Source organism: Spirillospora sp. CA-128828 (assembly GCF_050945415.1).
Classification (GTDB): domain Bacteria; phylum Actinomycetota; class Actinomycetes; order Streptosporangiales; family Streptosporangiaceae; genus Spirillospora.
The window spans coordinates 8,846,539-8,859,837 of record NZ_CP191986.1; the positions used below are offsets into that span (position 1 = coordinate 8,846,539).

9 protein-coding genes are annotated in these 13,299 nt (G+C 71.4%); 5 read left to right on the forward strand and 4 right to left on the reverse strand.

Annotated features, from left to right (window positions below):
- Window positions 1-4 precede the first annotated feature (4 nt).
- On the reverse strand, window positions 5-376 hold the full coding sequence (locus ACQPXG_RS42490) for an NADH-quinone oxidoreductase subunit A (RefSeq protein WP_433464796.1): 372 nt from the start codon (window positions 374-376) through the stop codon (window positions 5-7).
- A gap of 364 nt (window positions 377-740) precedes the next feature.
- On the opposite strand from ACQPXG_RS42490, the gene ACQPXG_RS42495 reads away from it, so the two are divergent.
- The 4 genes from ACQPXG_RS42495 to ACQPXG_RS42510 all read left to right on the forward strand — a co-directional run bounded on the left by ACQPXG_RS42495 (window position 741) and on the right by ACQPXG_RS42510 (window position 7,073).
- Window positions 741-1,811, forward strand: coding sequence for a hypothetical protein (locus ACQPXG_RS42495; RefSeq protein ID WP_433464797.1), 1,071 nt, complete (start codon window positions 741-743; stop codon window positions 1,809-1,811).
- Window positions 1,812-2,329: 518 nt separating this feature from the next.
- Window positions 2,330-3,697 carry a hypothetical protein gene (locus tag ACQPXG_RS42500; protein ID WP_433464798.1) on the forward strand — a complete coding sequence of 456 codons (1,368 nt, stop codon included), beginning with the start codon at window positions 2,330-2,332 and terminating at the stop codon, window positions 3,695-3,697.
- A gap of 426 nt (window positions 3,698-4,123) precedes the next feature.
- Window positions 4,124-5,977, forward strand: coding sequence for a 2-oxoacid:acceptor oxidoreductase subunit alpha (locus ACQPXG_RS42505; RefSeq protein ID WP_433464799.1), 1,854 nt, complete (start codon window positions 4,124-4,126; stop codon window positions 5,975-5,977).
- Entirely contained in the window at window positions 5,970-7,073 is a 1,104-nt protein-coding gene (locus tag ACQPXG_RS42510) for a 2-oxoacid:ferredoxin oxidoreductase subunit beta (RefSeq protein WP_433464800.1), read from the forward strand. Before ACQPXG_RS42505 ends, ACQPXG_RS42510 begins: the two co-directional genes overlap by 8 nt.
- Window positions 7,074-7,129: 56 nt before the next feature.
- Here ACQPXG_RS42510 and ACQPXG_RS42515 read toward each other — a convergent pair whose 3' ends face one another.
- The gene (locus ACQPXG_RS42515; protein WP_433464801.1) at window positions 7,130-8,278 is read right to left on the reverse strand and encodes an RNA-guided endonuclease InsQ/TnpB family protein; all 1,149 of its coding nucleotides are present in this window, start codon (window positions 8,276-8,278) and stop codon (window positions 7,130-7,132) included.
- A gap of 495 nt (window positions 8,279-8,773) precedes the next feature.
- Here ACQPXG_RS42515 and ACQPXG_RS42520 point away from each other — a divergent pair, with 495 nt between their 5' ends.
- Window positions 8,774-9,793 (forward strand): SecDF P1 head subdomain-containing protein, encoded by a 1,020-nt coding sequence (locus ACQPXG_RS42520; RefSeq protein ID WP_433464802.1) that lies wholly within the window; start codon window positions 8,774-8,776, stop codon window positions 9,791-9,793.
- On the opposite strand, the gene ACQPXG_RS42525 is transcribed toward ACQPXG_RS42520, so the two are convergent.
- Together ACQPXG_RS42525 and ACQPXG_RS42530 are read right to left on the reverse strand one after the other, a co-directional pair.
- The gene (locus ACQPXG_RS42525; protein ID WP_433464803.1) at window positions 9,794-10,621 is read right to left on the reverse strand and encodes a YceI family protein; all 828 of its coding nucleotides are present in this window, start codon (window positions 10,619-10,621) and stop codon (window positions 9,794-9,796) included.
- A gap of 70 nt (window positions 10,622-10,691) precedes the next feature.
- Window positions 10,692-13,295 carry an MFS transporter gene (locus ACQPXG_RS42530; protein ID WP_433464804.1) on the reverse strand — a complete coding sequence of 868 codons (2,604 nt, stop codon included), beginning with the start codon at window positions 13,293-13,295 and terminating at the stop codon, window positions 10,692-10,694.
- Between the last annotated feature and the right edge of the window lie 4 nt (window positions 13,296-13,299).

The window sequence follows — 13,299 nt, forward strand, 5'->3', positions numbered from 1 at the left end:
GGCTTCAGACCCAGGACAGGACGCCCTTCTTGCCCGCATATGCGAGTCCGGCGGCCAGGAACGCGAGGAAGACGAACATCTCGCCGAGCGTCGTCGCCCCGTAGCCGGGCGCGGAGAAGACCGTCGCCCAGGGGAAGAGGAACACCGCGTCCACCGCGAAGACCACGTACAGGTAGGCGAAGACGTAGTAGCGGACGTACGAGTGGGCCCAGCCCTCGCCGACGGGGTCGACGCCGCATTCGTACGTCGTCAGTTTCTCGGCGGTCGGCCGGTGCGGACGCAGCAGCCGGTTCGCGGCGAGCGCGCCGGCGACGACCCCCGCGCCGGCGAGGAGCAGCACGACCACGACGGCATATGTGTCGAAATAGTTATGCACCAGATCCTCCTCGCGTGCGTCTCATCCAGTACCTCCCGACCAGCATCGAGGAGTGTGGCGTCGTACCTCCACCCCGGAGGATCACAATGTCATGCTTTTGCTGCACACTAGGTTTGCATGGGGTCACTTTGACCTGGAAGGACGTGACCGGATGAGTAACCCTCCGCCTCCCCCGGGCTGGGAATCCCCGGGCGGTGCCTCCTGGCCGCCTCCGCCGCCGCCAGCGGGCCCGGGCGGGCCCGGTCCCGGCGGCCCGGGTGGTCCGGGTGGTCCGGGCGGGCCTCCGCCGCCCGGCGGCTTCGGCGGCCCTGGAACGCCGCCTCCCTTCTTCCCCCCGCCCCCCGGCTCCCCGATGGGTCCCGCGATGCCGCCGCCGCCGAAGCGCGGCGGTGGCGCCGGCCTGGTGATCGGCCTGATCGGCGGCGGTGTCGCCGTGCTGGTGATCATCGCCGTGGTGGTGCTGATCGTGGCCAACGGCGGCGGCAAGTCCCCCGAGGAGAAGCTGACCGCCGCGGCGAGCAACATGGACACCGCCGACGTCGTCCAGCTGAAGGGCACGTTCGGCGGCAGCGACACGCTCCGCGGTGAGCTGAACGTCACCAAGGGCGGCCGCGCGATGGGGCCGGTCTCCTGGAACGGCGACCAGGTCACCGTGCTGTCGGCCGACGGCAAGCTGTTCGTGAAGGCCGACAAGTCCTACTGGACGCGGCAGATCTCCGCCACCGACGACCCGTTCTTCCTCACCACGGGTGAGCAGTGGGGCCGGCTGGGCGACGACGAGCTCGACCTCGACTTCAAGACGCAGCTGTCGCCGTCCGCGCTGGCGAGCAAGATCCGCTCGGCCCGGACGTCGAGCGTGAAGCCGATCGAGACGACCTGGCAGGGGCAGAAGGCCCTGAAGTTCAGCACCTTCTCCTCCACGCTCTACATCACCGACGACGACGACTCCAAGCTGCTGCGGTACGAGGCGACCACGCCGCGCGTGGCGGTGGACGTCACCCCGAAGGACTCCGGCGACGCCTCGACCGTCATCTCGAACATGCGCACCAACATGGGCGAGCTGAAGGACTCGTTCAACGGTGAGGCGCGGCCGACGGTCGACGAGTGGAAGCGGGGCGGCTGCAACGGCAACTCCGGCTGCACGGTCGAGGCCAAGATCCGTCCGCCGTACGACGTGGAGAAGCCCGTCACGATCGACGTCCGGTTCCGGATCACCGCCAGCACGCTGACCGGCCGCGACCTCGGCAACTGCACCACCCGCATCACGATCACCGGCACCGACTCGCAGTGGGCGAGCTGCCGGGTCACGAGCGCCGCGTGGACCAGCTGGGCCAAGGCCACCGGCGGCACCTTCTACAAGCACGCCCAGTACAAGGTGATCGGCGCCACGTCCTCCGAAGTTCAGGCGCTGCAGAACGGGCTCGACAGCGAATGAGGCCGCAGGTGAGGCGCCCCGCGCGCTGACCCTCCGCCGCCAGGGTGCCCGGCCGCGCTCCTCCCCGCCAGGGGGAAAGCGCCGCCGGGCACCCTTATGCTCTTTGAGGACGCCCCTTCAGGGCCCCGGTGGCCGGACCCAACCCCTCGAACGGTCCAGAGCCCCGGCCGGCCTCCCCCTGGGGACGTCTCCACCCCCTTGCTTTGTGCCTGACGGACGGGCCGAAACCTGGCCCCGGAAGTGAGCAGAGTGAGCCCCGAGTGAGCGCTGAACAGGACGAGCCGTCACCGACGGCCTCTTCCCGACCCCCGTCCACGGACGACGCCGGGACGGCCGACCCCCAGCCGGACCGCCAGGCCCCACCCGGCCCCCACCCCGGAGACGTCCACGTAGCGGGCCCCCACCCGGCCACGCCTCCACCCCCTGCGGGCTCGCCGGGCCCTGCCGCGTCCGGCGCGGCTCCCGCCCCGGCGGGCGAGGCGATACCGGCGGACGCTCCCCCGCCTCCGGACGCCCCCATGGATGTGGACGGGGCGATGCCCGCGGACTCGTTCCAGCATGATGTTCCGCCGCCCGGGTTCGCGGTTCCGCCCGGCGGCCCGATGCCGGTGGACGCCTTCCAGCATGGTGCTCCCTTCCCGCCGGGCGGCCCGGTTCCTCCGGGGACGGCGGGGCGGAAGACTCGGGGCCGGGGTCGGCGGGTTCTCGTCGTCGCCGGGACGGCGGCGGTCGTCATCGCGATGGGCGCCGTCGCCGCGGCGGTGGTCGCCGGGGGCGACGAGCCGGCGAAGAAGAAGCCCAAGGCGACCACGGCGGCGGCGCCGCCCGCATGGACGGTCGAGGCCGGGAAGGCGCTCACGACCGGGACGGGGCTGCGCTACGACGGCACCCTGACGGTCGGCGGGCGGCCCGTCCAGGCGCAGCTGCGGGTGACGCCGGCGGGTTCGGCGTCCGGGACGCTCACCGCGGGAGTGCTGACGGCGGAGGTCGTCGCGATCGACGGCGTCACCTACATCAGGGCCGGGACGACGTTCTGGCAGACCTACGTGAGCGGCGTCGCGCATCCGGAGTACTACGCGGGGCGCTGGACGAAGGCGCCCGCGTCGATGCCCGGCTTCGACCTGCCGGACGTCCTCGGCCCCAAGTCGATCGCCACGATGCTGGCCAAGGCGCCGGCGAAGCCACCCACGGAGAACGTGAACGGCGTCCCGGCGTACCGGATCAAGACGCCGGGCGCGGAGTACCTGCTCACCGCGGCGGCGCCGCACCGGCTGCTGGCGGTACGGCCGGCCGGGCAGGCGGCGCCGCGGTTCACCGTCGCACCCGTGGCCGCCCCGGCGACGCTGTTCGCCGAGCTGCGCCCGCGGGTGGCGAGGCTGGGCGGGGCGGCCGACCCGAGCCTGCGTTTCACGCCCGGGACGCTCGCGTTCAGCAACTGCGACCAGAACACCACCGGCTGCACGGTGAGCGTGCCAGCCACGCTCACCCAGCCGGCGGGGTCGGTGCCGGAGGGCGCGCGGGCGGCGCTGCGGGCGTCGATCACGTCCAGGGGCGAGCCGCTCGGGTCGTGCACCGGGTCCGGGCCGGTCCCGGCCAACCGGGCGCTGACGCTGCGCTGCACCGTCACGAGCGGGCTGTGGCGGCGCTGGATGCGCGCGGCACTCGACAACCCCGGCTCCTACCCGTACGCGGCGACGGCCCGCGTCGTCGGCGAGGCGGTGGACGCGGCCGACGTGCCCGCGCTGCTCGCGCGCGTCGACCGGGAGCGCAAGGCGGTCATGAAGCCCAAACCGTCCACGCCGACGCCGACCGTATCGGGAGAACCCTCAGTCAAGCGGTCGGAGCGGCCGGAAGTCGCCACATCACAGACACCAGGGACACCCTGAGCCCCACGCCGGGGGCGGTGCCCTGGAACGATGTTCATGCTGTCTACACTTCGGGACGTGAACCTCACGCCCCTGGGGAGCCAAGGCTCCTCGACGAGTCCCGCGCGGCTCCTGGTCCGGCGACTGCACGTCGACCTGTGCCGGCAGCGCAGCTGCCTGTGTTCGGGATGAACTCGGGGACCAGTCCAGGTCGTATCACCTGATAGGACCTGCGGAGCGGTTGCCGCCCGTCAGTGCCTTCCCGGCACAGCCTTCATGACCCGCGGCCACCGGCACCCGGACGAAGCGCGCCCTCGTCCCAGTGAGCGGCCCGTCCCCGATAACACCATCCGATCCCGGACATACCATGAAGGTAAGCCTTAGTAGCATCACGATCCTGGACGCCTCCTCCAGGACGGATGCTGCGCGTCGAGGAGGTCTTCCTCTGTGACCAAACAGGTCCAGCAGCTCGACCGTGTCATCATCCGATTCGCCGGGGATTCCGGCGATGGTATGCAGCTGACCGGCGACCGCTTCACCCAGGAGACCGCGGCGTTCGGCAACGACTTGTCGACGCTGCCGAACTTCCCGGCCGAGATCCGCGCCCCCGCCGGGACGCTGCCCGGCGTGTCCAGCTTCCAGCTGCACTTCGCCGACCATGACATCCTGACTCCGGGCGACGCCCCGAACGTCCTGGTGGCGATGAACCCCGCCGCGCTGAAGGCCAACCTGGCCGATCTGCCGCGCGGCGCGAACCTGATCGTCAACACCGACGAGTTCACCAAGCGCAACCTGTCCAAGGTGGGGTACGAGACGAGCCCGGTCGAGGACGACTCGCTGGCCGAGTACCGGGTGCACGCCCTGCCGCTGACGTCGATGACGGTGACGGCGCTCGCGGATTTCGACATCTCCAAGAAGGACGCCGAGCGCGCGAAGAACATGTTCGCGCTCGGGCTGCTGTCGTGGCTGTATCACCGTCCCACCGAGGGGACGCTGGCGTTCCTGGAGCGCAAGTTCGCCAGCAAGCCCGAGATCATGAAGGCCAACATCGCGGCCTTCCAGGCGGGCTGGTCCTACGGAGAGACCACCGAGGCGTTCTCGGTGCAGTACGAGATCAAGCCGGCCGAGCACGAGCCAGGGCTGTACCGCAACATCACCGGCAACCTCGCGCTGGCCTACGGGCTGGTCGCGGCCGGGGTGCAGAGTGGGCTGCCGATCTTCCTGGGTTCCTACCCGATCACCCCGGCCTCGGACATCCTGCACGAGATCTCCAAGCACAAGCGCTTCGGGGTGCGGACCTTCCAGGCCGAGGACGAGATCGCCGCGGTGGGTGCGGCCCTGGGCGCCTCGTTCGGCGGTTCGCTGGGGGTGACCACCACCTCCGGGCCCGGCCTCGCGCTGAAGAGCGAGACGATCGGCCTGGGGGTGGCGACCGAGCTGCCGCTGCTGGTCATCGACGTGCAGCGGGCCGGTCCCTCGACCGGGTTGCCGACCAAGACCGAGCAGGCCGACCTGCTGCAGGCGATGCACGGCCGCAACGGTGAGGCGCCGGTCCCGGTGGTCGCGCCGCAGTCCCCGTCGGACTGCTTCGGCGCCGCGCTGGAGGCGGCCCGGATCGCGGTGAAGTACCGCACCCCGGTGATCCTGCTGTCGGACGGCTACCTGGCCAACGGGTCCGAACCCTGGAAGCTCCCGGACGTGGAGTCGCTGCCGACGATCGAACCGGACTTCGCCGGCCCGGAGGCGGGCTCCTCGGAGGAGGGGTTCCGGCCGTTCGAGCGCGACCCGGCCACCCTGGCCCGCCCGTGGGCGATCCCGGGCACGGCCGGGCTGGAGCACCGGATCGGCGGCCTGGAGAAGGCCGACGGCACCGGCAACATCTCCTACGACCCCGCCAACCACGACCGGATGGTCCGGCTCCGCCAGGCCAAGGTGGACGGGATCGCCAACGACATCGAGCCGCTCGCCGTGGACGACCCGTCCGGCCAGGCACGCGTGCTGGTGCTGGGCTGGGGCGGGACGTACGGGGCGATCTCCGCGGCCGTGCGGCGGGTCCGGAGGTCCGGGCGCACCATCGCCCAGGCCCACCTGCGCCACCTCAACCCGTTCCCCGCCAACCTGCCCGAGGTGCTGCGCTCCTACGACAAGGTCATCGTCCCGGAGATCAACCTCGGCCAGCTCGCCCTGCTGCTGCGCGGCCGGCTGCTCATCGACGTGATCGGCTACAACCAGGTCCGCGGCCTGCCCTTCAAGGCCGAAGAGCTGCAGGGCGTCATCCAGGATGTGATCGACAGTGAGTGAGAACGGAGCGAACGGCGCCGTGAACGGCAACGGCACCGCCAACGGGAACGGGAACGGCAGGTCGCTGCTGTCCCTGGTCCCCAAGGCGGACGGCAAGCAGTCCATGAAGGACTTCAAGACCGACCAGGAGGTGCGCTGGTGCCCCGGGTGCGGTGACTACGCGATCCTCGCGGCCGTGCAGTCCTTCCTGCCCGAACTGGGCCTGCGCCGCGAGAACATCACCTTCATCTCCGGCATCGGCTGCTCGTCCCGGTTCCCGTACTACATGAACACCTACGGGTTCCACTCCATCCACGGCCGCGCGCCCGCGATCGCGACCGGGCTGGCGACGTCCCGTCCCGACCTGTCGGTGTGGGTGGTCACCGGGGACGGCGACGCGCTGTCCATCGGCGGCAACCACCTCATCCACGCGCTGCGCCGCAACGTCAACCTGAAGATCCTGCTGTTCAACAACCGGATCTACGGGCTGACCAAGGGCCAGTACTCACCGACGTCCGAACTCGGCAAGATCACCAAGTCGACGCCGATGGGGTCGCTGGACGCGCCCTTCAACCCGCTGTCGCTGGCGATCGGCGCCGAGGGCACGTTCGTCGCCCGCACCATCGACTCCGACCGCAAGCACCTGCAGTCGGTGCTGCGGGCCGCCGCCCAGCACCGCGGCACCGCGCTGGTGGAGATCTACCAGAACTGCAACATCTTCAACGACAACGCGTTCGAGCCGCTCAAGGACGCCTCCGTCCGCGACGACGTCACCGTCCGGCTGGAGCACGGCGAGCCCATCGTGTTCGGCGCCGACCGCTCCAAGGCGCTGCGCCGCAACCCGGCCGGGTCGTTCGAGGTCGTGAAGGTCGCCGACGTCGACGCGTCCGAGATCGCCGTGCACGACGCCCGCAACCCGGACCCGTCGCAGGCGTTCGCGCTGTCGCGGCTGGACCAGCCGGCGTTCGAGCACACCCCGATCGGCATCTTCCGCGACGTCGACCGCCCGTCCTACGACGAGCTGATGCGGGCCCAGCTCGACGAGGCGGCCGAGACGCAGGGCAAGGGCGACCTCGCCGCGCTGCTCGGCAGCGGCGACACCTGGCGCATCGACTAGGACGCGTGTTCGCAGGCCCGGTCCCGCTTCGTCCGGGGCCGGGCCTTCGCGCGCTGTCACCTTCTCGGCCGTGGACGGCCGGGCTTGGTGGCCCGGTCTTCACGCTTCGTCGCGCTCCCCGTAGCGGCTGGCCGCCGTGCCGGGGGCGCATCACCCCGTCCTCTGCGTCTGGCCCGTGTGGGCTGGTGGTGGGGGGCGGGGTCGGGCATGGTGACAAATGTCCACACCGTGCGCGCCCGCTGGCGGACGTTCACGGCGGCGATGTCGTCGGCAAGGCCAGCGAGCCCGCACACGACGCAGCGGAACCGGCCCCGAGTGGGCCGGTTGCGGCGGGAGACGTGCCCGCACCACGGCACGGGGCACCTCTGGGAGGTGTAGTGCGGATCCACCTGCAGGAACGGCACCCCGGCCCGGCGGGCCTTGTATTCCAGGAAGGTGCCGAGCTGGTGGAACGGCCAGGATGACAGCGTGGCCCGCTGGTGCCGCTTGAGCCGGACCCGGCCGCGGATCCCGTCGAGTTGCTCGACGGCGATGCCGCGTCCGGTGCGTTGGGCATCGGCCACGATCTGCTTGCTGATCTTGTGGTTCTCGCCGGTGGCGTGCCGGGCCTCCCGCTGATTGCGTTTGGCCAGCCGACGGGCAGCCGACCGGGATCCGGCCGCCTTCTTCTTCTGGAGTTCGGCGCGGCGGCGGGCCGCGCGGCGCCGATAGCGTTTCAGGGCCTGCCCCTGATAGTTGGTCTGGTCGGAGGTGGTGGCCAGGTTCTCGATCCCCCGGTCCACCCCGATCCAGTCGACCGGATCGGTGTTGAGTGGCTTGCCGGTGTAGGCGATGCCTTGCAACCGGCCGTGCACCGTCCAGATCGACACGGTCCGCGCGTCGTATTGCCATGAAAGGCAGCGATCATCAAATGGTTGCGCCGCGTCCGGGCGGAAGGCGATCGGCTTGGACTCGGCCTTATGGCGTCGCTTCGAGTACTCCGGGCCGAGCAGGCCCGCGTCGATCTGGGCGTGCAGGGTGGTGTAGGCGTCGGCCGCTTTCCGGATCACATGCAGCGCCGGCTGCGCCGACAACCCCAGAGCCTTCACCTGGTGATACAGCAGCTTCTGCAGCCCGGCCCGGGAGAACATGCCCTGCCGGTAGGCCACCGTGGAGACATGGTCGGCGGCCTGGTTGGCGGTGTGCAGGGTCTCGGCCAGCGCCACCGCCTCCTCGGCGGTCGGCAGTAGCTTTACCTGCACCACCAATTTCATGACCGCCAATCTAACACCTGTTTACCCTTGGTCTATTTCACCGCAAGGGGCACCAAATCTGGATATTTGCCGAGGTCGCAGCGTCGTCTCCAGCCCTCCATGTCCATTTGGTCTTCTTCGCCAGGTACCGGCGGAGCGCTGTGGGGAGATGGGGTCTCCCCGTCCTACTTCGCCGCGTCCTGGACATCATCAAGGCATACATCGACCAGCAACAGCGACCGGGCTAGACGGCGCTGCACGCTGGGCACGAGGGAAGCGATTCACACTGGCCGTGAACGTGAACGGCCGGGATTCCTCGCTAGAAGACCGTTGAAATCCCGTGAACGGGGCACGGTTCCTCTCGTGGCGGGAGACGGCGGCTTCGTGACCGCCTTGGACAGGACACGATGCGGGCCGAGGCCTCGTCCTGAAAGACTGGGGGGAGATCATGGAGCCGGGGAGGTGACGATGCGGGTCATTCCGCGCCGGAACAAGGGTCGACCGCGTGATGAGGAGCCCACTCGTCCCCTGACACCGCCCGCGCCTGCGGCCGCCCCCGACCCGAATCTGAAATGGCCGCCGCCACCGGCCGACGTCGCCCTGCTCACCGACACGACACGGCCCACCGGCATCGGAAACCCCGGCACCGGTGCGCAGCCCGGCGAGGCGGTGCGGGCGGAGCAGGTCGTCGAGGCGGCTCAGCCGTTCTATCCGGCGGGTGGGAGCACCCGGCCGATGGAGGTCGGCAAGGAGCGCGCCGGAGACCTCGCCGAGTCGCGGGAGAGTCCGCAAACGCGCGGTCCGGCGACGGCCGTCCTGCCTGCCGCGAAGACGCAACCCCTGGACACGGAGGCGGCGCGCCGGCGGGCGCGGGCGGCCCAGCGGCGGCGGGAGGCGGCGGAGGCGAAGCGGAGCCGCGCGGCACGGCGGCAGGGCCGCCCGTACCGGGAGCCCGTCGCGCCGGCGAAGGCCGCCGACCAGCACCGGTCGGCGCTGCTGGTCATGGTGCTCACGCTCGGCGTGCTGATCGCGGCGGTCGCGGTGACCGGCGCGATGATCGCGTCCTCGATGCAGGCACGGCCGGTGACGCTGGCCGCGCCGCTGCACATCTACCCCGTCGCGCAGGCGGCGCCGGGCCAGTGCCCCGCCGGGACGCAGGGGATCACCGGGCAGTCCGCCACCGGGGTGACCTGCTACCGGCTCACCCAGGGGATCGCGATCCACAAGGTCGCCGATCTGCGCGTGCAGAAGTCGCGGGTGAAGCCGGGCGGCTACGACGTGGCCGTCACGCTCCGCCCGGTCGACCGGCGGGCGTTCGCCGGGCTGACGCGCGCGACGGTCGGGCGGGACCTCGCCTTCGTCGTCCGCGACCGGCTGGTCACGCTGCCCCGCGTCGACATGGCGATCACGGACGGGAAGGTCGTCGTGACCGGCTCGCCGGACCGGGCCTCGGCGAACACGCTGGTCCGCGAGCTCAAGGGCCGGTAGTCACGCCTGCGGAAGTTCCTCGCCCCGGACGGCCTGGATCTCCAGCTCGACCTTCAGGCTCTCGCCGACCAGCGCGATGCCCGCCTCAAGGATCTGGTTGAAGCGGATGCCGAAGTCGGCGCGGCGCAGCTCGGCGGTGGCGCGGAACGCGGCCCGGACGCCGCCCCACGGGTCCGTGCCGCTGCCGAGATAGGTCATGTCGAGGTCGACCGGGTGCGTGATGCCGTTGAGGGTGAGGCGGCCGTGCACCGTCCAGCGGTCGGGGCCGGCTCCGGTCAGCCCGTCGCTCTCGTAGGTGATGACCGGGTGGACGTCGGCGGTCATGAAGTCGGCGGAGCGCAGATGGTCGTCGCGCGTCTTGTTGCCGGTGTCGATGGACGCCGCCTCGATGCGCGCCGTGACCGTCGACTCCTCGACCGGTTCGGCGACCTCGATACGGCCCTCGAACGAGGCGAACCGGCCGCGGACGCTCGTCAGCCCGAGATGCTGCGCGACGGCGCCGATGATGGAGTGCGCCGGGTCGATCGTCCACGTGCCGGCGGGCGGCAGCTCGACATCGCCCGCGCGGGCCAGCACGATCTTCCCGATGTCCGCGATTCCCGCGCTGGACACGATCAGTGTCGACGCGGCCGGCTGGAAGCCCGGCGCCGTCACGATCACCGTGTACGTGCCGGCGGGCAGCGGGCCGGCGGCGAGCACGCCGTCCTCCCCGGTCTGCTCGCGCGCGACCTGGTCGCCCGTCAGGTCGGTGACCGTGACGATGGCGTGCCGCACCGCCCAGCCGTCCTTCGTCCGCACCGTGCCGTGCAGACCTCGGTTCGCGTCCATCAACGACCCGCACTCCAGGTTCGTGTGTTCGGGGCCGCCGCCGGCGGGCGGCCGGGCTCGCTCGTGTCCGTCACTCGTCCGGGTAGCCGAGTTTCAGGTCGTGGCCGTCCAGCCCGCTGCCCGAAAGCGACAGACCGGTGGCAACCGGAGGATAGCCGGACGCGATCACGGTGTACTGCCCGCCGGTCAGGTCGGTGAACGCGTACTCGCCGTCCGGACCGGTGATCGCCATCGCGACGACGTTGCCGGCGGCGTCCACCAGCGTGACCCGCGCGTCCCCGACCGGTGCGCCGGACTCGTTGCGGACCGTCCCGCGGATCCGGGCGCCGGGCGGCATCTCGATGTCGAGCCGCGCCTGGCCGTTTCCGGTCACGTCCACCGGCATCGCGACCGGGCGGTGCGCGGCGGCGCTGACGGCGAGCGTGTAGGTGCCGGAGACGATGTCCTTGAACGCGTACTGCCCGGCGGCGTCGGTGCGGCCCGTGCCGACGACGTCGCCGCGCACGTCGGTGACGACGACCATCGCGTTCACGATGGGCGTGCCGTCGGCGCTGCGGACCGTCCCGCCGAGGCCGCCGTTGCCGGCCAGCAGCAGGTCGTACTCGACCGGCCGGCCGCCGACGACCAGCGTCGCGGCCTGCGGCTCGTGCTCGCCGGTCGCGGCGATCAGCACATAGCTGCCGGGGCCGGGCGCCGGCAGCGCGTACCGGCCGTCCTCCTGGGTGATCGCGCGGGCCAGCTGGTGGCCGTCCCCGCCGATGAGGGTGAGCGCCGCGGACGGGACGGGCACGCCGTCGCCGCTCCGGACGACGCCGCGAACGGGAACGCCGCCGCCGGACCCGTTCTGCCCGTCGTGCCCGTTCTGCCGGGCGAGGAGGTGCACCTCGGCGGCCAGGCCGGGGGCGGCCGGGGACGCGCCGTTCGGCGGTTCCGGCGGGGTCGCGGCGACCATGGCGAGCCGGCCCTCGTCGGCGGGGCCGCCGTCGCGCGCGTGCCTGCCGGCGCCGACCGCGGCGACCGCACCCGTCCGGACGACGGGCGACGGGGGCCGGACGACACCGCTCTCGGCCGGGGCGTCGTCCGCGGGCCCGCCGGCCGGCGGCTCGGCCTTGCCCCGGTGCGCCGAGCCGCGCAGCGGCAGCTCCTTCAGCAGGAGCACCGCGCCGAAGCCGACGAGCGCCACGGGGACGCCGACGAGGAAGACGGTCTCCAGCGAGCTGGTGAACGCGTCCTGGATGATGCCGAGGACCTGCGGCGGCAGCTTCTTGATCTCCGCCGGGGAGCCCAGGTCGGGTCCGCCCCCGCCGGCCGGCATCGGGATGCCCGCCGTGCGGAACCCGCTGCTTATCTCGTCCGTCACCCGGTTGGTGAGGATCGCACCGAACGCGGCCACACCCATCGCACCTCCCAGATTGCGGAAGAAGGATACGCCCGATGTGGTCGACGCGAGATCGTTTGGCGCAGAGGCGTTCTGCGCTGCGAGGATGAGGATCTGGAGGCTGAGGCCCATCCCGATGCCGAGGACCGCGAGGTCCGCGCCGATGACGAGCTTCGGCGAGTCGGTGTGCAGCCGCGACAGCAGGAACATGGCGCCGGCGACGCACAGCAGCCCGACCACGGGGAAGAGCTTGTAGCGGCCCGTCCGGGTGACGATCTGCCCGGAGCCGGTGGAGGTGATGAGCATGCCGACGACGAGCGGCAGCGTCATCAGGCCGGACGCCGTCGGACTCATGCCCTTGACGATCTGCAGGTACTGCGGCATGTAGATCATCACGCCGAACATCGCCATGCCGACGCTGATCGAGACGAACGACGCCAGCACGAACGTCCGGTTGCGGAACAGCCGGGGCGGCAGGATCGGGTCGCGCGCGACGCGTTCGGCGACGACCGCGAGAACGAGCAGCAGGGCGGCGACGCCGAGCAGGCCGTAGGTCCATTCGGAGTTCCAGTCGAACTCCGTCCCGCCCATGGACAGCACCAGCATCAGCACCGCGGCGCTGCCGGTGATGGTGAACGCTCCGAAGACGTCGATGCGGGTGTCGCGGCGCACCTTCGGCAGCTTCAGCACCTTCTGGATGACCAGGAACGCGACGACCGCGAGCGGGACGCACACGTAGAAGCACCAGCGCCAGCCGAGGCCGTCGGCGTCCACGATGAACCCGCCGAGCAGCGGCCCGGCGACGGTCGAGACGCCGAACACCGCGCCCATGAAGCCGGCGTAGCGGCCGCGCTGCCGGGGTTCGACCACGTCCCCGAGAATGACCTGGGCCAGCGCGGACAGGCCGCCGACGCCGAGGCCCTGGAACGCGCGGGCCGCGATCAGCTGGCCGATGTTCTGCGACAGCCCGGCGCCCACCGAGGCCGCGACGAAGATGATCAGCGCGGTCTGGAACATGAGCTTGCGCCCGGCGATGTCGGACAGCTTGCCCCACAGCGGCGTGGACGCGGTCATGGTCAGCAGTGACGCGCTGGCGACCCAGGACAGTTTGTCCTGGCCGCCGAGGTCGCCGACGATCGTCGGCAGCGCCGTGGCGACGACCGAGGTCGAGATCATCGACGTGAGCATCGCCATCATCAGACCGGCGAGGATCTCCAGGATCTGACGGTGCGTGTACTGCGGTCTCGCTTGCTCCGGCGCCACCGGGCCGTGCGACGCCGCGCTCGCCTGAGCCACCCTG